The organism is Pseudomonas sp. W22_MBD1_FP4 (assembly GCF_052113765.1).
GTDB classification, from domain to species: domain Bacteria; phylum Pseudomonadota; class Gammaproteobacteria; order Pseudomonadales; family Pseudomonadaceae; genus Aquipseudomonas; species Aquipseudomonas sivasensis.
The window spans coordinates 140,245-160,286 of record NZ_JBGQOI010000004.1 but is presented as its reverse complement, the minus strand read 5'-3'; the positions used below and the strand labels follow the sequence as shown (position 1 = coordinate 160,286).

Annotated in this window: 15 protein-coding genes and 1 pseudogene; 8 read left to right on the top strand and 8 right to left on the bottom strand. The window is 58.8% G+C overall.

Annotated features, from left to right (window positions below):
* Window positions 1-15 precede the first annotated feature (15 nt).
* Together ACEN2T_RS07565 and ACEN2T_RS07560 are read right to left on the bottom strand one after the other, a co-directional pair.
* Window positions 16-1,388, bottom strand: a pseudogene (locus ACEN2T_RS07565) (DUF6002 family protein).
* A gap of 248 nt (window positions 1,389-1,636) precedes the next feature.
* A complete protein-coding gene (locus ACEN2T_RS07560) occupies window positions 1,637-3,220 on the bottom strand; it encodes a peptide chain release factor 3 (protein WP_090409501.1) in 1,584 nt (527 codons plus the stop codon).
* A 331-nt stretch (window positions 3,221-3,551) separates the two neighbouring features.
* Here ACEN2T_RS07560 and ACEN2T_RS07555 point away from each other — a divergent pair, with 331 nt between their 5' ends.
* From ACEN2T_RS07555 to ACEN2T_RS07530, 6 genes are all read left to right on the top strand, one after another.
* Window positions 3,552-4,268: an ABC transporter permease gene (locus ACEN2T_RS07555; protein WP_032886220.1), complete on the top strand. Its 717-nt coding sequence runs from the start codon at window positions 3,552-3,554 to the stop codon at window positions 4,266-4,268.
* A 20-nt stretch (window positions 4,269-4,288) separates the two neighbouring features.
* Window positions 4,289-5,182 (top strand): glycine betaine ABC transporter substrate-binding protein, encoded by an 894-nt coding sequence (locus tag ACEN2T_RS07550; RefSeq protein ID WP_032886219.1) that lies wholly within the window; start codon window positions 4,289-4,291, stop codon window positions 5,180-5,182.
* A gap of 12 nt (window positions 5,183-5,194) precedes the next feature.
* On the top strand, window positions 5,195-5,848 hold the full coding sequence (locus ACEN2T_RS07545) for an ABC transporter permease (RefSeq protein ID WP_027604864.1): 654 nt from the start codon (window positions 5,195-5,197) through the stop codon (window positions 5,846-5,848).
* Window positions 5,845-7,002, top strand: a complete 1,158-nt coding sequence (locus ACEN2T_RS07540) for an osmoprotectant ABC transporter ATP-binding protein OsmV (RefSeq protein ID WP_032886218.1) — start codon at window positions 5,845-5,847, stop codon at window positions 7,000-7,002. The genes ACEN2T_RS07545 and ACEN2T_RS07540 overlap by 4 nt, the downstream gene beginning before the upstream one ends.
* Window positions 7,003-7,233: 231 nt before the next feature.
* Entirely contained in the window at window positions 7,234-7,581 is a 348-nt protein-coding gene (locus ACEN2T_RS07535; RefSeq protein WP_442116526.1) for a hypothetical protein, read from the top strand.
* A 419-nt stretch (window positions 7,582-8,000) separates the two neighbouring features.
* Window positions 8,001-9,164: a type III PLP-dependent enzyme gene (locus tag ACEN2T_RS07530; protein WP_032886216.1), complete on the top strand. Its 1,164-nt coding sequence runs from the start codon at window positions 8,001-8,003 to the stop codon at window positions 9,162-9,164.
* A gap of 73 nt (window positions 9,165-9,237) precedes the next feature.
* Here the strand turns inward: ACEN2T_RS07530 and ACEN2T_RS07525 are convergent, their stop codons facing one another.
* From ACEN2T_RS07525 to ACEN2T_RS07510, 4 genes are all read right to left on the bottom strand, one after another.
* Window positions 9,238-9,639 (bottom strand): type II toxin-antitoxin system HicB family antitoxin, encoded by a 402-nt coding sequence (locus ACEN2T_RS07525; RefSeq protein ID WP_095183816.1) that lies wholly within the window; start codon window positions 9,637-9,639, stop codon window positions 9,238-9,240.
* A 55-nt stretch (window positions 9,640-9,694) separates the two neighbouring features.
* Window positions 9,695-9,877, bottom strand: a complete 183-nt coding sequence (locus ACEN2T_RS07520) for a type II toxin-antitoxin system HicA family toxin (protein WP_095183815.1) — start codon at window positions 9,875-9,877, stop codon at window positions 9,695-9,697.
* A 197-nt stretch (window positions 9,878-10,074) separates the two neighbouring features.
* Window positions 10,075-10,824, bottom strand: coding sequence for a tetratricopeptide repeat protein (locus ACEN2T_RS07515; RefSeq protein ID WP_442116525.1), 750 nt, complete (start codon window positions 10,822-10,824; stop codon window positions 10,075-10,077).
* A 2-nt stretch (window positions 10,825-10,826) separates the two neighbouring features.
* Window positions 10,827-11,507, bottom strand: a complete 681-nt coding sequence (locus tag ACEN2T_RS07510) for a Fe2+-dependent dioxygenase (protein ID WP_032886214.1) — start codon at window positions 11,505-11,507, stop codon at window positions 10,827-10,829.
* 205 nt (window positions 11,508-11,712) lie between these two features.
* On the opposite strand from ACEN2T_RS07510, the gene ACEN2T_RS07505 reads away from it, so the two are divergent.
* Window positions 11,713-14,016, top strand: coding sequence for a TonB-dependent receptor (locus ACEN2T_RS07505; protein WP_095183812.1), 2,304 nt, complete (start codon window positions 11,713-11,715; stop codon window positions 14,014-14,016).
* Window positions 14,017-14,151: 135 nt separating this feature from the next.
* Window positions 14,152-16,677 carry a PepSY domain-containing protein gene (locus ACEN2T_RS07500; protein ID WP_442116524.1) on the top strand — a complete coding sequence of 842 codons (2,526 nt, stop codon included), beginning with the start codon at window positions 14,152-14,154 and terminating at the stop codon, window positions 16,675-16,677.
* Between the two features lie 56 nt (window positions 16,678-16,733).
* Here the strand turns inward: ACEN2T_RS07500 and ACEN2T_RS07495 are convergent, their stop codons facing one another.
* Both ACEN2T_RS07495 and ACEN2T_RS07490 read right to left on the bottom strand, forming a co-directional pair.
* Window positions 16,734-18,275: an alkaline phosphatase D family protein gene (locus ACEN2T_RS07495; protein ID WP_442116523.1), complete on the bottom strand. Its 1,542-nt coding sequence runs from the start codon at window positions 18,273-18,275 to the stop codon at window positions 16,734-16,736.
* Between the two features lie 44 nt (window positions 18,276-18,319).
* Window positions 18,320-20,035, bottom strand: coding sequence for a PTS fructose-like transporter subunit IIB (locus tag ACEN2T_RS07490; protein WP_095183809.1), 1,716 nt, complete (start codon window positions 20,033-20,035; stop codon window positions 18,320-18,322).
* Window positions 20,036-20,042 lie beyond the last annotated feature (7 nt).

Below are 20,042 nucleotides of genomic sequence, written 5' to 3'. Positions count from 1 at the left end.
ACTTTATGCTTAACGCTAGCGAAAAAAAGCCAGCATTTCTTCAGCAGTGTTTATATAAGTCAAACCATTTGCAGGGATGCGTTTATAATCCTGACATGAGTAGGAGCCAGAAGCATGTATGGTACATCCGTTACTCGGCGTTAATAATCCACGATCAATTGCATTCAAACACCCGCAGAGCGCCATGACTAATGACCACTCCTTGAGATCCCGAGGGTCTGAGGGTAGCTTCACCGGCGTATTCACTAATAATTGCACGCACTCGCTATAACGCTGCAAGCATTCATGAAGAGATACAACAATACCTGAACCGCCGCCTTCTCTTATTGCTGCAGTCATTTCATCAGCAGTAGTAGGCTGATGTGTATAAAAAGTTGGTTCAAGGACCTCACTTGGACTCCAAGTCGTAGCAGGGAAATGTGGGGATGCTGATTGCCCCCATAGTCCGCCGACCAAACGTGAATAGCGAGGCGTAGACGTTCCGGAAAAATCACCATCCAGTATGTGGAGTACCATGTCACTTGTAGCCAAATGCTGGACCAATAGAAATGATGGCGATGCTACAGCGTGTTTGTTCTCCCTTAAAAATTTTACCCCTGACAAATAGCCTAAGAGTCCATATGCGCTTGAGACTGCATGCACATGTACTGTTTTTCTGCCCACATCCCAGGCGTCTCCGTATTCGAAGTCAAAAAAAGCTCGGGTTTGGTCAGAAAAGCGGTAGTTTTCAAGGCGTAGCGAATGCCATAACTTTAGGTCGCTGATCCCTGCCTTAGAAAACGCCTCCTTAAAATCCTGACCAATCACCTTCACTCGTTCTGGCGAGTCCGTATCTAGCACGAAAATTGGATTTAGAGCACGAAGCCTCGGGTTGTCATATAGTTCTGTAGATCTAAGTTTTTCGACAGTTTGGGTTGGGGTCAGTGTAATAATCCTCAGTTGTGTTTCATCAACCAATTTTGCTTGCAGGGCACGCAGTACAGCGTCGCGCAATGCTATTGCCTTATTTCCCGAGGAAGGTGAAAACAGTAAAATCCTCCCCCTGTTTTCTGGATATGACAGATAGCGCGAGCAACTATCAGGGTCGATGCAAGTGTTTTCGTTGTTTGTGTATTTGGATTTCCTCTCAGATCAAGTAAGCGTAGTGGTACGTCCCTATACGCTCCAAGCTCAAAAAACTGCGCTGTCGCTACTGAAAGAAATTGGCGCATAGGCTCATTTAATAACGGCAGTTCCATTGAAGGTTCGAACCCGTCATTAGAGCTAGGCGATTCAAAACCGGCAGAACTTTGTGAAAGTAAATCGTAGTAGCGTTCTAGAATAGCGACCCTTTCATTGACTCTTCCTTCCACGCTTCTTAACGCCGCTGCCGGGTTAGCATTATCCATCTGTAGTTACTCCATAAAATAGGGTAGCGCGACATGGAAGCTAGACGTAGGAAAAACCCTTGTCGTCATGAAAATCAAGACGAACAAAGAAATAGAATAGAGCTACTTATATGAAGGATTTGGACTACTGCTTTATAAGAAAAAAACCACAGATAAATATTTAGAAAACCACTATGGCACTCATCGGGAGGTCCCACAAAAAAGGGCGAAGCCATCACAGCTTCGCCCTTCTTCTTACCGCTCAGACCTTAATGGTGCTCGCGAGTAGCCCGGAATTTCACATCCGGCCAACGCTCTTCCATCAGCGCCAGGTTGACCCGTGTCGGTGCTAGGTAGGTCAGGTGACCGCCGCCGTCGACCGCAAGGTTTTCCACAGCCTTGTTGGAGAACTCTTCCAACTTCTTCTTATCGCTGCAATCGATCCAGCGCGCGGAGTACACGGTGATTGGCTCGTAGGAGCATTCGACCTTGTATTCCTCTTTCAAGCGGCTGGCGACCACATCGAACTGCAGCACGCCGACAGCGCCGAGGATGATGTCGTTGCTGCGCTCGGGGAAGAACACCTGGGTGGCGCCCTCTTCCGCCAGTTGCTGCAGGCCTTGGCGCAGTTGCTTGGATTTCAGCGGGTCACGCAGGCGTACGCGGCGGAACAGTTCCGGGGCGAAGTGCGGGATACCGGTGAAGCCCAGCGCTTCGCCTTCGGTGAAGGTGTCGCCAATCTGGATGGTGCCGTGGTTGTGCAGGCCGATGATGTCGCCGGCGTAAGCCTCTTCGAGTTGTTCACGCTCGGAGGAGAAGAACGTCAGGGCGTCGCCGATGCGTACGTCCTTGCCGGTGCGCACGTGGCGCATCTTCATGCCTTTTTCGTATTTGCCGGAGCAGATGCGCATGAAGGCGATACGGTCGCGGTGTTTCGGGTCCATGTTCGCCTGGATCTTGAACACGAAACCGGTGAATTTTTCTTCGACCGGCTCAACCGTGCGCTCGTTGGCGACACGGGCCAAAGGCTTCGGCGCCCAGTCCACGACGGCGTCGAGTACATGGTCGACACCGAAGTTACCCAACGCAGTACCGAAGAACACCGGAGTCAGTTGGCCGTCGAGGAATTCCTGCTGATTGAACTCATGGCAGGCGCCCTGCACCAGTTCCAACTGGTCGACAAAACGGTCGTACTCGTCACCCAGGTGGGCGCGGGCCTCGTCGGAGTCGAGCTTCTCGATGATTTTCACATCGGTACGTTCATGACCGTGGCCGGCGGTGTAGACAATGATGTAGTCGTCGGCCAGGTGGTACACGCCCTTGAAGTCGCGGTAGCAACCAATCGGCCAGGTGATCGGCGCGGCCTTGATCTTCAGGACTGCTTCGATTTCATCCAACAGCTCGATCGGGTCGCGGATATCGCGGTCGAGTTTGTTGATGAAGCTGACGATAGGTGTATCGCGCAGGCGGCATACGTCCATCAACGCGATGGTCCGTGGCTCAACGCCCTTACCGCCGTCGAGGACCATCAAGGCCGAGTCCACCGCAGTCAGGGTGCGGTAAGTGTCTTCGGAGAAGTCTTCGTGGCCCGGGGTGTCGAGCAGGTTGACCATGTGGTCGCGATAAGGGAATTGCATGACCGACGTGGTAATGGAAATACCCCGTTGTTTCTCCATCTCCATCCAGTCGGATGTCGCATGGCGGTCGGATTTGCGGGATTTCACCGTGCCGGCCACAGCGATCGCCTTGCCCATCAGCAGGAGCTTCTCGGTGATGGTGGTTTTACCGGCATCGGGGTGGGAAATAATAGCGAAAGTGCGGCGTTTCGCGACTTCGGCGGCCTGGTGGGTCATGGGAAATCGCCTGGCAGGTGAGTCAAAAAAGGGCGGCGAGTATAGCGCAAACCCCGGGGGCCGGACCACCGTTCACCCGATTAGGGGTGGCTAAATGCTGCCAAGTATGGAACCTTTTAAAAGGTAGAGACGTCCACTCCCCTGCTACCGCACTCGGAACAGGGGCTGATAAATCAGCAAGTTAGCCTGACGAGGCTGCGCTCATGGCTCGGATTGATACCGCGTTGCCGGTATGGACGAGCTGCTTTTCGCGACCACATTCGCCGACAGCCAGGAATGGCATTGCCGCTCGGAAATGTGTTCGCCGACAAAAGAAAAAAGGAGTCCGCCTGTGGCTATTCGCTATGGCAAAGGGCTGATAGGAGGAGTGGTTGTCGTCGCTCTCCTGGCCCTGCTGGTCCACTGGATCGGCATCAACACGATCGAACTGTACCGCGACGATTTGTTGTTTTACCTGCAAGCTCATTTGATCCTTGTTCTAGTGTCCATGCTGGCGGCCCTGATTGTGGGCATCCCCGCCGGTATCCTGCTCAGCCGACCGAACATGGTCGGGCGCGCAGAACGCTTCATGCAGATCTTCAACATCGGTAACACCGTCCCTCCCCTGGCCGTACTGGCCATCGCCCTCGGCGTCCTCGGCATCGGCAGTGGTCCGGCCATCTTCGCGTTGTTTCTCGCGTCCCTCCTGCCCATCGTGCGCAACACCTACGAAGGCCTGAAAAACGTTCAAGGCTCACTGAAAGAAGCGGCCACCGGCATCGGCATGACGCCTCGCCAGGTGCTGTTTCGTGTGGAATTGCCCAACGCCGTGCCGATCATCATCGGCGGCGTGCGCGTGGCGCTGGCGATCAATGTGGGTACTGCGCCGCTCGCGTTCCTGATTGGTGCAAACAGCCTCGGCAGTCTGATCTTCCCCGGCATCGCCCTGAACAATCAGCCGCAATTGCTGCTCGGCGCCGCGTGCACCGCGTTGCTGGCCTTGCTGCTTGACGGTCTGGTGACCATGGCCAGCCGCCTCTGGCTGGAACGCGGGTTGCGTCCGTCTTAAGGCTTTGCAAAGGAATTCACATGAAAAAACTGACCTTGATATTGAGCTGCGCCCTGCTGTTGGCAGGTATTGCGCAAGCCGCTGAAAAACCGGTGATCCGCATCGGCGCACGGGTGTTCACCGAACAGACCCTGCTGGCCGAAATCACTTCCCAGTACCTGCGCACCAAGGGTTACGACACCCGCGTGACCGGCGGCCTGGGCAGCAACCTGGCGCGCAGTGCCCAGGAAAGCGGGCAACTGGATCTGATCTGGGAATACACCGGCGTGTCGCTAGTGGCCTACAACCACATCGACGAGAAGCTCAACAGCGAACAGTCGTACGCTCGGGTCAAAGAACTCGACGCGAAAAAAGGCCTGGTCTGGCTCTCGCCATCGCGCTTCAGCAACACCTACGCCCTGGCACTGCCAGAGAAAGTGGCTGAAGAGCATCCTGAGATCAACAGCATCAGCGACCTCACCAAAGCCATGGCGCAAGACACCAAGGAACACCGCCTGGTGGCCCTGGACACCGAGTTCGCCAACCGCTCCGATGGCTTGGCCGGCATGGTCAAGCTGTATGACATGAACCTGACCCGCAAGAACACGCGGCAGATGGACGCCGGCCTGGTCTACACCGCCTTGCGTAATGGCCAGGTGTTTGCCGGTTTGGTCTACACCACCGACGGTCGCCTGAACGCCTTCAAGCTCAAGCTGCTGGCGGATGACATGCACTACTTCCCGGACTACACCGCAGCGCCGGTGGTGCGTCAGGAATACCTCGACAAGCACCCGCAACTGGCTGCCGAGCTCAAGCCGCTGGCCACTCTGTTCGACGACGAAACCATGCGCCAGTTGAATGCGCGGGTCGACGTCGACCATGAAAGCCCATCCGCTGTTGCCGCCGATTTCCTGCGCCAACATCCCATCAACTAAGAAGGAGAAGACATGGAATTCCTGAACGCCTTTTCCCATCTTGATTGGGCCCAAGTCCTGCACCTGACCTGGCAGCACATCACCCTGGTCGGCATCGCGGTAATTCTGGCAATTGTCGTGGGTGTGCCCCTGGGCGTGCTGATGACGCGCTTCCCGACCTTGGCTGGCCCGCTGCAAGCCAGCGCCACGGTGCTGCTGACCGTACCGTCCATCGCACTGTTCGGCCTGCTGCTGCCGTTCTACTCCAAGTTTGGCCAGGGCCTGGGGCCGATGCCGGCGATCACCGCCGTGTTCCTCTACTCCCTGTTGCCGATCATGCGTAACACCTACTTGGCGCTGACCGGCGTCGAACCGGGCATTCGCGAGGCCGCCAAAGGCATCGGCATGACCTTCGGCCAGCGCCTGCGCATGGTCGAACTGCCCATCGCCGTGCCGGTGATCCTCGCCGGTGTGCGCACCGCCGTGGTGATGAACATTGGCGTCATGACCATCGCCGCCACCATCGGCGCCGGTGGCCTGGGTGTACTTATTCTGGCTTCCATCAGCCGCAGCGACATGTCGATGCTGATCGTTGGCGCCGTGCTGGTCAGTCTCCTGGCCATCTTCGCCGACCTGCTTTTGCAATGGCTGCAACGCTCGCTGACTCCAAAAGGACTGCTCAAATGATCGAACTTCAAAACCTGACCAAGACTTTTCAAAGCAACGGCAAAACTGTTTCGGCCGTGAACGACGTAAGCCTGACCGTCAACGAAGGCGAGATTTGCGTATTCCTCGGCCCTTCGGGCTGCGGCAAGAGCACCACGCTGAAAATGATCAACCGCCTGATCAAGCCGACCTCGGGCAAGATCCTGATTAACGGTGAAGACACCACCGACCTCGACGAAGTGACACTGCGTCGCAACATCGGCTATGTGATCCAGCAGATCGGCCTGTTCCCGAACATGACCATCGAGGAAAACATCGTGGTCGTGCCCAAGCTGCTCGGCTGGGACAAGCAAAAATGCCACGACCGCGCCCGCGAGTTGATGAGCATGATCAAGCTGGAGCCTAAGCAGTATCTGCACCGCTATCCGCGTGAACTGTCGGGCGGCCAGCAACAGCGGATCGGCGTTATTCGCGCACTGGCGGCCGATGCGCCGTTGCTGCTGATGGATGAGCCATTCGGCGCGGTCGACCCGATCAACCGCGAGATGATCCAGAACGAGTTCTTTGAGATGCAACGCGCGCTGAACAAGACCGTAATCATGGTCAGCCACGACATCGACGAAGCCATCAAACTGGGTGACAAGATCGCGATCTTCCGCGCCGGCAAGCTGCTGCAGATCGACCATCCGGATACGCTGCTGGCGCACCCGGCCGATGAGTTCGTCAGCAACTTCGTGGGCCAGGACAGCACCCTCAAGCGCCTGCTGCTGGTGAAGGCCGAAGACGCGGCGGACAACGCCCCGTCGGTGAGCCCGGAAACCCCGGTGGCCGATGCCCTGGAGCTGATGGACGAAACCGACCGCCGCTATGTGGTCGTCACCTGCGCCGAGAACAAAGCGCTGGGTTATGTACGACGTCGCGACCTGCACCGTCAGACCGGCACTTGTGGCCAGTACCTCCGCGAATTCAACGCCACGGCGGCGTATGACGAGCACTTGCGCATCCTGTTGTCGCGTATGTACGAGTTCAATCGTTCGTGGCTGCCGGTGATGGATGCCGAGCGGGTGTTCCTGGGTGAAGTGACCCAGGAGTCGATTGCCGAGTACCTGAGCTCCGGTAAGTCCCGTGGGGGCAAGACCAGTATCGTTTCGCCGGCTGAGACAGCCTTGAGCTGATGCACAGTTAGACCCATTCACGCTGAAACGGCCCATCACTGTTCGAGTTTTCCACAAACCCGGCAGTGCATGAGCCGAGTCAGGACGCGATAAGCCGCGCAAATCTCATTCTAACTAAGCCTTAAAGACTGTCAGAACTCACAGGTTCCAAGGATTCAGGAATAGGTTCCAATGCGCCTCGACACATCGAAACGCTCTTGCACCTAACGTCTTGAACCTACGAGGCTCCCTATGAGTACGAAAGAATCGGCCACTCCAATCTCCGCGGAAAAACCCCGGGCCCCAGCGGAAATGATCATCGGTGGAATCGCTGATCCACAGCGTGTCAAACGAGGCGAAGACTTCAAATTGACGATCGCTGCCCAGCTCGTGGACGAACGCGGCACCGCGATTCCAAACGTCACCACAACCTGGAGTACAAGCACATCAGGGGCCAGCTTCGCATCAGGCCCGGGGCCATTGAACGGTACGCTGACGGTAAGGAATGTACAGAGCACTACAAACGTTTCATTTATCGTTTCCACGGCTCAATACCCGGACATTAAGAAGACCCATAGCTTCACCCTGATTCCGTTCTGACGTTTTGTTGGCTGATTGCCCCACGCTGATAGCCTTCGTGGCGAAGGCACTTACTCCTTCGCCACGAAAGCGCTGAATCCCCTTCAATTTTCCCCTTTTGGGGAACATCAATCCGTCACACCTGTCGGTTACATAAGTAGCTGCACGCCATCGCGCGACGAACGCGTGCAAAAACGCGACATTTTTAGTTGATCTCAAGCCCCTCACGCCCTAAAGTTCGCGCCGAACGTCCATGCTGGAAACGATCCATCCGGCTCAAGTACTGACGACGAGACAGCAAGGCCAAGGGACGCAGTTGATCCCATGGCCTTTTTGCTTTCGGCGACATGCCTTGGGAAGTAGGCGAACCAAAGTGGGGATACGGAGGACGTTCATTTGCACCCATTGCTAATTTTAGTTTGCCCTTAGGAGTTCCCAGCATGTCGATCAACGTCGAAGATTATTTCGCGCGCGCCACTTTTGACAAAATGAAGGCGTTCGCCGACAAGCAAGAAACCCCGTTCGTGGTCATCGACACCGCCATGATCAGCCAGGCCTACGATGACCTGCGCGCCGGTTTCGAATTCGCCAAGGTGTATTACGCGGTCAAGGCCAACCCAGCTGTCGAGATCATCGACCTGTTGAAAGACAAGGGTTCGAGCTTCGACATCGCCTCGATCTATGAGCTGGACAAGGTCATGGACCGTGGCGTCAGCGCCGACCGTATCAGCTACGGCAACACCATCAAGAAATCCAAGGACATCCGCTACTTCTACGAGAAGGGTGTGCGCCTGTTCTCCACCGACTCCGAAGCCGACCTGCGCAATATCGCCAAGGCCGCGCCGGGTTCGAAAGTGTATGTGCGCATCCTCACCGAAGGCTCGACCACCGCTGACTGGCCTCTGTCGCGCAAGTTCGGCTGCCAGACCGACATGGCCATGGACCTGCTGATCCTCGCCCGTGACCTGGGCCTGGTGCCGTACGGTATCTCGTTCCACGTAGGTTCCCAGCAGCGCGACATCAGCGTGTGGGACGCGGCAATCGCCAAGGTCAAAGTGATCTTCGAGCGCCTGAAGGAAGAAGACAACATCCACCTCAAGCTGATCAACATGGGCGGCGGCTTCCCGGCCAACTACATCACCCGCACCAACAGCCTGGAAACCTACGCTGAAGAAATCATCCGCTTCCTCAAGGAAGACTTCGGCGACGACCTGCCGGAAATCATCCTGGAGCCAGGCCGTTCGTTGATCGCCAACGCCGGTATCCTGGTCAGCGAAGTGGTGTTGGTTGCACGTAAGTCCCGTACCGCCGTCGAGCGTTGGGTGTACACGGATGTGGGCAAGTTCTCCGGCCTGATCGAAACCATGGACGAAGCCATCAAGTTCCCGATCTGGACCGAGAAGAAAGGCGAGATGGAAGAAGTGGTCATCGCCGGCCCAACCTGTGACAGCGCCGACATCATGTACGAAAACTACAAGTACGGCCTGCCGCTGAACCTGGCCATCGGTGATCGCTTGTACTGGTTGTCGACCGGTGCCTACACCACCAGCTACAGCGCAGTTGAGTTCAATGGCTTTCCGCCGCTGAAGTCGTTCTACGTGTAAGTAGCCGGCCAATAAAAAACCCATGACGTGTCATGGGTTTTTTTATGCCTGTGATTTGTCATCACCCGTTGCGTCATGCAGATAACTCACGCAACGCCGCCGTCGCCAGAAACCCTGACCGCGACGCATAGCGGTGATCCTTTTGCACTCGCTCATCAATGCGCTGCAACAACTGTTCCGGCAAAGAAGCATTGAACCGCACCGATCTCCCCAGATAAGGGGTGAGATCAAAGTCGACTATCGCCCATACGCCACCGGCAAAATCCGGGTTATCCCAATGGGCATCAACCTCCTGCGCATGGGGAAGTGTTTCCTGGTCTGCAACCAGCCCTTCCAGATGCAGTGCGAGTGCCTCACGGACATTATCCAGCGCTTCGGAAAACGACCCACCAGCCGAAAAACACCCTGGTACGTCGGGGACCGTCACGCTGTAGTCCGAGTCAGCATCTTTATGTACTACCACGGGAAACTTCATTGTTCCTCCTTTGAACGAGCCTCACAGAACTCATTCAACTCATCAATGGGGGCCATCACTTGAGACCTGCTGACTTGAAAATACTGTGCAAAGTGCCCTTTGCAATTTCCGACTTGGGATGAGGAACGGTCACTCGCCCTCGCTTCACCGGGTGCTTGAACTGGTGATGACTGCCCTTTACTGCCACCTCAAACCAACCATCCGCAACCAGCAGTTCAATCACCTCTCGACTTCTCATCGCCTCACCCTTCAGTGTGTATATTACACACCGCCATTAGGCAATGCGCTTTTTTATACACACGAGACACACCAATGAAAAAGCCCGCTTAACGTATAAGCAGGCTCGTGTGAGGCAATGATGACGATGTGTAAATCCTTTTCGCCAGCGAAGTAATGTCAGTTTCTATGCCACGGACTGTTAAAAGCTTTTGTGCACTATGAAAGCATCGCAGCCCGCTGTTGATAGGCCTGCGCCATCGCACGAATACGCGGATCATTCGCCGCTGCCAGCGCCTTGTGCGCCGTGCGCAGGAACTTCAGATTACCGCTCGCCAACGCCTTGCGCAGCCACTCCAGCGCCGCCTCGATCTGGCCTCTGTCGGCCAACACCGCCGCATAACTGAACTGCCCGCGAAAATCCCCGCCTTCGGCTGAGCGGCGGTACCACTCAACGGCTGCATCCAGGTCCTTCGGGCAAAACTGGCCTTCTTCCAGGTAGCGCCCCAGCAGGTTCATCGACTTGGCGTGCCCCTGCTCCGCCGCCTGGCGATAACGCATCAGTGCTTGCTGCTGATCTTCAGCAACACCACGGCCGGTCGCCAGTAAGTTGGCGTAGTTGTACTGCCCCCAATCCAATCCGGCCTGCGCCGCCAAGCGGTACTCCAGCACCGCCGCCGCTTCATCGACGGCACAGCCCCAGCCATGCTCAAGGCAACGCCCGGCCATATTACGAGCCATCAAATGCCCGCTCTGAGCCGCAATGCGGAACCAGCGCAATGCCAGCGCTTCATCGCGTGCAATGCCGCGTCCCTCCAGCAGGATTTGCCCGAGCAAGGCCTGGGCATCCACCACACCTTCCTTCGCTGCGATCAGAATCGCCTGGGCGGCGCGTACCGGTGAGTCGTCGAGCATGCCTTGCAGTTGTTCGACGTTGAGCACCTCTTCGCGGCGCAATAGGAAGCCCATGCTCAGACCTCTACCCAGCGACGCAGCAGGTTGTGATAGGTGCCGGTGAGCTGAATCAGCGCGGGATGATCGGGCACGTCGCGGGTCAGTTGCTGGATCGCGCCGTCCATCTCGAACAGCAACGTGCGCTGGCTGTCTTCGCGCACCAGGCTTTGGGTCCAGAAGAACGAGGCATAGCGCGCGCCACGGGTTACGGCGTTGACTTTGTGAAGGCTGGAGCCGGGGTACAGCACCATGTCGCCGGCGGGCAACTTGACCCGTTGCAGACCGAAAGTGTCCTGGATCTCCAGTTCGCCGCCGTCGTATTCATCCGGGTCGCTGAAAAACAGCGTGGATGAAAGGTCGGTGCGCACCCGCTCGTGACTGCCTTTAGGCTGACGCACGGCGTTGTCGATATGGAAGTCGAAACTGCCACCGGCGGTGTAGCAGTTCAGCAACGGAGGGAACACCTTGTGTGGTAACGCCGCTGACATGAACAGAGGGTTTTGCCACAAACGTTCGAGCATCGCCGCGCCGATTTCCTTGGCCAGCGGGTGGCCTTCGGGCAATTGCAGATTGTGTTTGGCTTTGGCGGACTGATGCCCAGCGGTAATTTTTCCGTCGGCCCAGTCGGCACTTTCCAGGGCTTGGCGGATGCGCTGCACTTCCTCGCGAGAGAACAGGCCGGGAATGTGCAGCAGCATGGGGCAATACCTGTAGGCAGAGAGGCGCCAATGGTATTGATTCTTATCCGCCCTGTAAAACGCCATGACGGACGAGTCCGTAAAAACCGTAAGCAAAAAGTGTAAAGAATGTAAATTCAGCGCAATTAGCAATGTATCGCAATTGATATGAATACTTGTTCACCCTATATTCCGCGGCCTCACATCCTTGGGGAAAGGACACGTCATGTCGCGCACTACGCTAAAAACAACTGCCAGTTCACCGCGTTTGCTGGCCTCGGCCATCGGCGTCGCCCTCGGTGCCAGTTCTGTCGCCCATATGGCGCAAGCGGCCGAAGACACAGAACAAAAAGGCCAGCGCAACAGCATCTCCCTGGGCGCCACCAGCATCACCGGGGAAGAACAGGACGCCACCTCCTACCAGGTCGAGAAAGCCTCTTCGCAGAAATACACTGCGCCTCTGGTGGACACGCCACGTTCCGTCACCGTCGTGCCGCAACAAGTACTCAAGGACACCGCCGCTACCTCGTTGCAGGATGCCTTGCGCACCGTACCGGGCATTACCTTCGGCGCCGGCGAAGGCGGCAACCCTCAAGGTGACCGGCCATTCATCCGCGGCTTCGATGCCCAGGGTGACACCTACCTGGACGGTGTTCGCGACACCGGCGGCCAGAGCCGTGAGATTTTCGACATCGAGTCCATTGAAGTCAGCAAAGGCCCGAACTCCTCTTTCGGCGGTCGTGGCTCGGCCGGTGGCAGCCTCAATCTGGTGAGCAAAACCCCGCAAGCCCGGGACTTCACCAACGGCGGTTTCACCTACGGTTCCGACCAGACCCGTCGCTACGTGCTCGATGTAAACCGCCAGTTCCTCGACGACAGCGCCGCGTTCCGCCTGAACCTGATGACCCATGAGCAGAACGTGGCCGGCCGTGACGCCGTGAATTACGACCGTTGGGGCGTGGCCCCGTCGCTGACCTTTGGCCTGGGCACCCCGACCCGCGTCAACCTCAGCTACTACCACATGGAAAGCAACGACCTGCCGGACTCGGGCATTCCCTACGGCTATAGCTCGTCGACCGCCACCACCCACGGCCATGACAAGCCCACCGACGGCGGCGACAGCAATAACTTCTACGGCCTCAAGGATCGTGACTTCCGAAAGACCCGCGCCGACATCAGCACAATCTCCATTGAGCACGACCTGAACGACGACATGACGCTGAAAAACACCCTGCGCCATGGCAGCACCGGCCAGGACTACGTCCTTACCCAGCCCGACGACAGCCAGCGCAACGTCAACCGTTTCGGTACCGTTTGGCGCCGCGCCAACACCCGCGTGTCGACCACCACGACCACCACCAACCAGACCGACCTGTTCGGCAACTTCCAGGCTCTGGGCTTCAAGCACAGTTACTCCACCGGTCTGGAATTCACCGGCGAAGAAACCCGCGTCAGCGGTTACACCGTCAGCCCGAACACCAACCCGACCTGTACCGTGGCCGCCGGCAGCCTGGGCGGTCAGTGCACCTCGCTGAGCAACCCGAACCCGGATGACGCCTGGACCGGCAGCATCGCGCGCAACTACAACGGCACCAACACCAAGGCCACCAGCCGCGCCGCCTACGTATTCGACACCATTGAGCTGGACCCGAAATGGTTGCTGAACGTCGGCCTGCGCTACGACACCTTCGACACCGAAGCCAACACCAATGCCGTCCCCTCCTCGACGGTCAAGGCACGCAGCAAGGTCAAGGACGACAGCCAGTTCTTCAACTGGCAGGCCGGCCTGGTCTGGAAGCCGTTGGACAACGGCAGCATCTACACCTCCTACGCCACTTCGGCATCGCCGGCCGGCGGCCTGGTGGGTGAAGGCGTCGACAACAACGCGATCCCGACCGGTATCAACACCAGCGACCTGAAACCCGAAGAAACCGTCAACTACGAGCTGGGCACCAAGTGGGACCTGTTCCACAACCGCCTGTCCCTGGCTGCAGCGGTGTTCCGCACCGAGAAGAAAAACACTCGCATCCTGGTGGATTCCAACACCTACGAAACCGCGGGCGAGTCGCGAGTCGATGGCCTGGAACTGTCGGCCAGCGGCAAGATCACCGATCAATGGCAAGTGTTCGCCGGCTACAGCTACCTGAAAGCCGAACTGGTTGACCCAGGCAAAAACGGTAACCGCCAGGGCGTGGTCCAGGCCGGTTCCAACAAAGGCAACCAAATGCCCAACACCCCGAAGAACGCCTTCAGCCTGTGGACCACGTACGACGTAACGCCGAAGCTGACCGTCGGCGGTGGCGCGTTCTACGTCGACCAGGTTTATGGCGATGCGGCCAACACCGTGTACGTGCCGTCCTACACTCGCTACGACGCCATGGCCAGCTACAAGCTGACCAAAAACGTCGACCTGCAGTTGAACGTGCAAAACCTCACGGACAAGACTTATTACGACAAGGCCTACGCCTCGCACTTCGCCAACCAGGCGGCTGGGCGCACGGCGCTGGTGTCCACCAGCTTCCACTTCTAACCACCGCTCCACATAGCAAAAAGCCCCACGCATCGGATGCGTGGGGCTTTTGCGTGTTAAACAGAATGTTTCTCGACAAGCCACGGCATAATGCGCGCCGTGCCCTACATACCCAGATAGACGAGGCGGTCAGACGTGTTGAAGAAAACCCTGTTCCAGTTGCACTGGTTTTTCGGCATTACTGCCGGACTGGTGCTGGCCTTGATGGGGATCACCGGGGCTGCGGTCTCGTTCCAGGATGAACTACTGCGGGCTCTCAACCCCCACGTACTGAGCGTAGAAAAACGCGAAGCCGGCGTACTGCCGCCTGCCGAACTGGTGCGCAAACTGGAAGCCACCGAAGGCAAGACCGTGTCCATGCTGTTCGTGGAAAGCGAAAGTGGCAACGCCGCGCGCGTGTTCTTTACCCCACCGCCGGGTGAGCGACGTGGCCAACTGCGCTACTTCGATCCCTACACCGGCGACTACATGGGCGACGCGGTTGGCCAGGACTTCTTCGGTTTTATCCTGCAACTGCACCGCTTCCTCGCCATGGGTGAAACCGGGCGAAATATCACGGGCGCCTGCACGCTGATCCTGGTGTTTTTCTGCCTGTCCGGCCTGTACCTGCGCTGGCCGCGCCAGGTGGCAAACTGGCGCGTGTGGCTGACCTTGGACTGGCGCAAAAAAGGCCGCAGTTTCAACTGGGACCTGCACTCGGTATTCGGCACCTGGTGCCTGCTGGCGTACTTGCTCGCGGCGCTCACCGGGTTGTCCTGGTCCTACGACTGGTACAGCCAGGGCCTGAACAAACTGCTGTCCGATGCGCCGCAAACCGAGCGGATGCGCAAGCGCGGCCCGCCGCCGGAAGGCCCAGCACCGGTAGCCAACTATGACGCGATGTGGAGCAGCATCTACAGCCAGGCCGGCCCGGGTTTGAATGCCTATAACATCCGCATGCCCGCCGTTGCAGGGCAACCGGCGACCGTCTACTACCTGCTGAAAGACTCGCCCCATGACCGTGCCCTCAACCAGATCAACCTGGACCCGGCTACCGGCGAGGTCAAATCCCATGACCAGTACGCCAGCAAAAGCTTCAAGGCGCAGTTGCTGACCAGCATCTATGCGCTGCACACCGGCAGTTACTTCGGCCTGGCCGGGCGAATCATCCTTACCGTCAGCTCATTGCTGATGCCGCTGTTCTTCATCACTGGCTGGTTGCTGTACCTGGACCGTCGCCGCAAAAAACGCCAGGTGCGCGACGCCCGCAACGGCCTAAGCGCCAACCACAGCGACGCTCCGGCCTGGCTGATCGGCTTTGCCAGCCAGAGCGGGTTTGCCGAGCAACTGGCCTGGCAGACCGCCGGACAATTGCAGGCAGCTGGCCTGCCAGTGAAAGTGCAGTCCTTGGGCAGTGTGAGCCAGGACGACCTGCGCCAATCAGAAAATGCGTTGTTCGTGGTCAGCACCTTCGGCGACGGCGAAGCCCCGGACAACGCCCGTGGTTTTGAACGCTCAGTGCTCGGCCAGGACCTGTCCCTCAAGGGCCTGAATTACTCGGTGCTGGCCCTGGGTGATCGTCAGTACGAACACTTCTGCGGCTTTGCCCGGCGCCTGCATTTCTGGCTGACCAACCAGGGCGGCAACCCGCTGTTCGCCCCGGTGGAAGTGGACAGCGGCGACACGGCCGCGCTGCTGCATTGGCAACAAGAGCTCGGACAGTTAACCGGTCAGGCACCGGCCGCTGCATGGCCGACGGCCCAGTACGAACACTGGACACTCACCCAACGCAGCCTGCTCAACCGCAACAGCACGGGTTCGGACGTTTACCTGCTCGGCCTCACCCCACCTTCGCCACAAAGCTGGCAAGCCGGCGATTTGGTAGAAGTGCTGCCCCGAAACTGCCCACGAGCTATTGAGCACTTCCTGAGCGGCCTTGGCCTGACCGGCACCGATGGCGTGTTGATCGACGGTTTAGCCACTCCACTCAGCCAAGCCCTGGCCACGCGCCAACTGCCGGGAAACCGTGCGCATCTGGTGGGCATGCATGCCCAGGCGCTGGTGAACGCATTGGCGCCCTTGGGCATGCGCGAATACTCCATCGCCTCGATTGCCAGCGACGGCGTGCTGGAGTTGATCGTGCGCCAGGAACGCCACCCCGACGGCAGCCTGGGCCTGGGTTCCGGCTGGCTCACCGAACACGCAGCCCTCGGCACGGGCATCAGCCTGCGCCTGCGGCGTAACAGTGGCTTCCACCTGCCGGACGTCCCAGTGCCGCTGATCCTGCTGGGCAATGGCACCGGCCTGGCGGGCTTGCGCAGCTTGCTCAAGGCGCGGATTGCCGATGGCCAGCAGCGCAACTGGCTGCTGTTCGGCGAACGCAATATCGCCCACGACTACCTGTGCCAGGACGAACTGCAAGGCTGGCTGGCCAGCGGTGATTTGGCGTTGCTGGACCTGGCATTCTCCCGCGATCAGGAAGAGAAGATTTACGTGCAGGACCGCCTGCGCGAATCGGCCGATGTGCTGCGCAAATGGCTGGCCGATGGCGCAGCGATTTACGTGTGCGGAAGTTTGCAGGGGATGGCGGCCGGGGTAGATCAGGCGCTGGTCGACATACTGGGAAGTGAAGCGGTGGAGCGCTTGATCGAACAAGGCCGCTACCGCCGGGATGTCTACTGATGTGATCCAATGTGGGAGGGGGCAAGCCTCCTCCCTCATTTAGAGTGCATTTCAAGTCAGACCGGTTGCAGTTTTTGCTGGAATACCGAGACCCCATCCAAGTCGCGCAAAGTCACAGTCAACTCCGCTGTCTGCCCATCAATCTGCACTTCGCCAAAAAACTGAAACCCGGCAAACGGCGAGGTGTTCTGCGCGGGTGGGGCCTTCTCGAACACCACCTCAGGGCCAAAGGTTTTATCCAAGGGGTTCGGGCCGAAGCTGCCCGCATTCAAAGGCCCGGCAACAAACTCCCAGAACGGCTCAAAATCCTGAAACGCCGCCCGATCCGGGTGATAGTGATGCGCCGCGCAGTAGTGCACATCCGCCGTCAGCCACACATGATTACGTACCTTCTGCGCGCGCAGAAATGCCAACAGTTCGGCGATTTCCAGCTCGCGCCCTTGCGCCGGGCCGGGGTCACCATTGGCAATCGCCTCCCAGCGCGGCACGCCGGGGCTGACTTCACCGTCGGGCACACCCAGGCCAATGGGCATGTCGGCGGCGATCACTTTCCATTGCGCTTTTGAAGCCTTGAGTTCGCGCTTGAGCCAGTCCAGCTGTTCGCGGCCGAGGAAGGGTTTTTCACCGCCCAGATTGTCATCGTTGCCGCCGCGATAGCTGCGCATATCCAGCACAAACACATCCAGCAGCGGCCCGTAGCTTAGCTTGCGATAAATCCGCCCGCCGCCATCGGCGCCCTGCAAACGCATCGGCGCATATTCCAACCAGGCCTGGCGCGCACGACCGACCAGGGTGTTGATGTCCTTGGTCTGGTAACGCTCATCGAGTTGCTTGCTGGGCGACCAGTTGTTCACAACCTCGTGGTCGTCCCACTGCCAGATCTGCGGCACTTCAGCATTGAAGCGGCGTACGTTTTCATCCAGCAGGTTGTAGCGGTAGTTGCCGCGGTATTCGTCGAGGGTTTCAGCAACTTTGCTCTTGGCCTCGGTGGTGATATTGCGCCAGATGCGTCCGCCTTCGGTGGGCAGTTGCGCCGGCACCGGGCCGTCGGCGTAGATGGTGTCGCCGCTGTGGATAAAGAAGTCCGGCAGGCGCAGGCGCATGGCTTCGTAGATGCGCATGCCGCCGATGTCCGGGTTGATGCCGAAGCCTTGGCCGACGGTGTCGCCACTCCACACAAACCGGATGTCGCGACGCTGTTGCGGCACGCTGCGCAGGTGGCCGAACCACGGCTCGCTGGCGACACCGGTTTGGGCATCTTCGAAGTGCACACGGTAGAAAATCGCCTGGTCGGCGGGCAGTCCGGTGAGTTCGACGCGGGCGGTGAAGTCGCTGCGGTTGTCGGCCAAAGGCGAGATGAATCGGCGTGGGTTGCTGAACACGCTGCGGGTGTCCCACTCCACCACCATCCTCGCCGGGCGGTCGCTGCGGCTCCAGATCAGGGCGCGGTCGCCCAGTAGGTCGCCGGACTGTACGCCGTCGGTGAGTTGCGGCCGGTCCTTCACCGAAGCAATCACCGCCGGCGCCAGACCCGGCAGCAAAAGGCCGGCGCCGACGACTTGCATCACACGGCGCCGGCCCAGATCGAAATGGCTCATGCAGGTGCCCTCTTGAGTATCAAAAGGGCCACTTAAGCACGCGCTTATGACACCGGTGCGACAGCCAGTTCCACCGTTTCAGGACGTTTGATCACGGCATAGACCAAACCGGTCAACAGGCTACCCGCGACAATCGCCAACAGGTAAAAGAGCGCGTGGTTGATCGCACCCGGGATCACCAGCACAAACAGCCCACCATGGGGCGCGGCGAGTTTGCAGCCGAAATACATCGACAAAGCGCCAGTCAACGCGCCACCGGCGATGCTGGCCGGGATCACCCGCAGCGGGTCTTTAGCCGCAAACGGGATCGCGCCTTCAGAGATAAAGCACAGGCCAAGGATCATCGCGGCCTTGCCGGCTTCGCGCTCGGTCTGGGCAAATTTACGACGCGCCAGGAACGTTGCGATGCCCATGCCAATCGGCGGCACCATACCGGCGGCCATGGTCGCGGCCATCGGCGCCCCACTGGACGCTGCCAGCAAACCCACCGAAAACGCATAGGCTGCCTTGTTGATCGGCCCGCCCAGATCCACGCACATCATGCCGCCCAGCAGGATGCCCAACAGCACCGCATTGGTGGTGCCCATGGTGCTGAGGAAATCCGTGAGACTGGTCAGCATGCGCGCCACAGGCGGGCCCACCAGATAGATCATCGCCAGGCCGGTAATCAGGCTCGCCAGCAACGGGATGATCAGGATCGGCTTGAGCGCCTCCATGCTTTGCGGTAATTGCACAGCACGGGTGATCAACTTGACGCAGTAACCCGCCAGGAAACCGGCAAGGATGCCGCCGATAAACCCCGCCCCCAACGTGCCGGCCAACAGGCCGCCGATCATACCCGGTGCGATACCCGGACGGTCGGCAATCGAGTACGCGATATAACCCGCCAACAGCGGCACCATCAGCGTAAAGGCACTGTTGCCGACGGTTTTCAACGCGGCCGCCAAAGTACCTTCCTGCTCGAACGCGTGAATGCCAAAGGCAAACGACAAAGCGATCAGCAAGCCGCCCGCCACCACCATCGGCAACATGAACGACACCCCGGTGAGCAGGTGTTTGTACACGCCGGTTTTTTCTTTCTTGGCCACGGCAGCGTTGCCCGCGTTTTCCACCGCGCCTTCGGCCAAGGCCTTGTTGAGGGTCGCTTCGGATTGCTTGAGCGCAATACCGGTGCCGCAGCGGTAGATCTTCTTGCCGGCGAAGCGCTCGGTGGCGACTTCAATGTCCGCCGCGAGCAACACCACGTCTGCGTTGGCGATAGCCTCCGGGCTCAGCGGCGTGCGTGCGCCGACCGAGCCTTGGGTCTCGACCTGCAAGTCATAGCCCAGGCGCTTGGCCGTCTGCTGCAAGGCTTCGGCGGCCATAAAGGTATGGGCCACGCCAGTGGGGCAAGCGGTAACCGCGACGATACGCGGTGCCTGCTTCGACGCCGCTGGCGCTTGGCTGGCGACATGCACCAGTGCTTCTTCGGCGCCCCGCCGCAATACCGCTTCAACATCGGCCAGCGCTTGGGCCGGCGTGCTCTGGAACACGCGCTTGCCAACAAAGCGCTGCATATCCACCGGGGTGCTGCTGACCAGCAACACCCACTCGGCAGCGTCGATGGTCGCCTGGGACAGCGCGCGTTCCGGGTGCTGCACATCCACCACTTCAACGCTGGTGCTCCAACCCTGGCGTTGCGCGGCAGCGTCCAACAAGCGGGCACACAGCACACTGGTGACCATGCCGTTCGGGCAGGCAGTAACAATGGCTAACTTCATCACAAAC

Excerpts from the sequence above, each read along its gene's own strand:
- ACEN2T_RS07560 (WP_090409501.1), bottom strand. The coding sequence starts at position 3,220 with ATGACCCACCAGGCCGCCGAAGTCGCGAAACGCCGCACTTTCGCTATT.
- ACEN2T_RS07550 (WP_032886219.1), top strand. The coding sequence starts at position 4,289 with ATGAAAAAACTGACCTTGATATTGAGCTGCGCCCTGCTGTTGGCAGGT.
- ACEN2T_RS07545 (WP_027604864.1), top strand. The coding sequence starts at position 5,195 with ATGGAATTCCTGAACGCCTTTTCCCATCTTGATTGGGCCCAAGTCCTG.
- ACEN2T_RS07540 (WP_032886218.1), top strand. The coding sequence starts at position 5,845 with ATGATCGAACTTCAAAACCTGACCAAGACTTTTCAAAGCAACGGCAAA.
- ACEN2T_RS07535 (WP_442116526.1), top strand. The coding sequence starts at position 7,234 with ATGAGTACGAAAGAATCGGCCACTCCAATCTCCGCGGAAAAACCCCGG.
- ACEN2T_RS07530 (WP_032886216.1), top strand. The coding sequence starts at position 8,001 with ATGTCGATCAACGTCGAAGATTATTTCGCGCGCGCCACTTTTGACAAA.
- ACEN2T_RS07525 (WP_095183816.1), bottom strand. The coding sequence starts at position 9,639 with ATGAAGTTTCCCGTGGTAGTACATAAAGATGCTGACTCGGACTACAGC.
- ACEN2T_RS07520 (WP_095183815.1), bottom strand. The coding sequence starts at position 9,877 with ATGAGAAGTCGAGAGGTGATTGAACTGCTGGTTGCGGATGGTTGGTTT.
- ACEN2T_RS07515 (WP_442116525.1), bottom strand. The coding sequence starts at position 10,824 with ATGGGCTTCCTATTGCGCCGCGAAGAGGTGCTCAACGTCGAACAACTG.
- ACEN2T_RS07510 (WP_032886214.1), bottom strand. The coding sequence starts at position 11,507 with ATGCTGCTGCACATTCCCGGCCTGTTCTCTCGCGAGGAAGTGCAGCGC.
- ACEN2T_RS07505 (WP_095183812.1), top strand. The coding sequence starts at position 11,713 with ATGTCGCGCACTACGCTAAAAACAACTGCCAGTTCACCGCGTTTGCTG.
- ACEN2T_RS07495 (WP_442116523.1), bottom strand. The coding sequence starts at position 18,275 with ATGAGCCATTTCGATCTGGGCCGGCGCCGTGTGATGCAAGTCGTCGGC.
- ACEN2T_RS07490 (WP_095183809.1), bottom strand. The coding sequence starts at position 20,035 with ATGAAGTTAGCCATTGTTACTGCCTGCCCGAACGGCATGGTCACCAGT.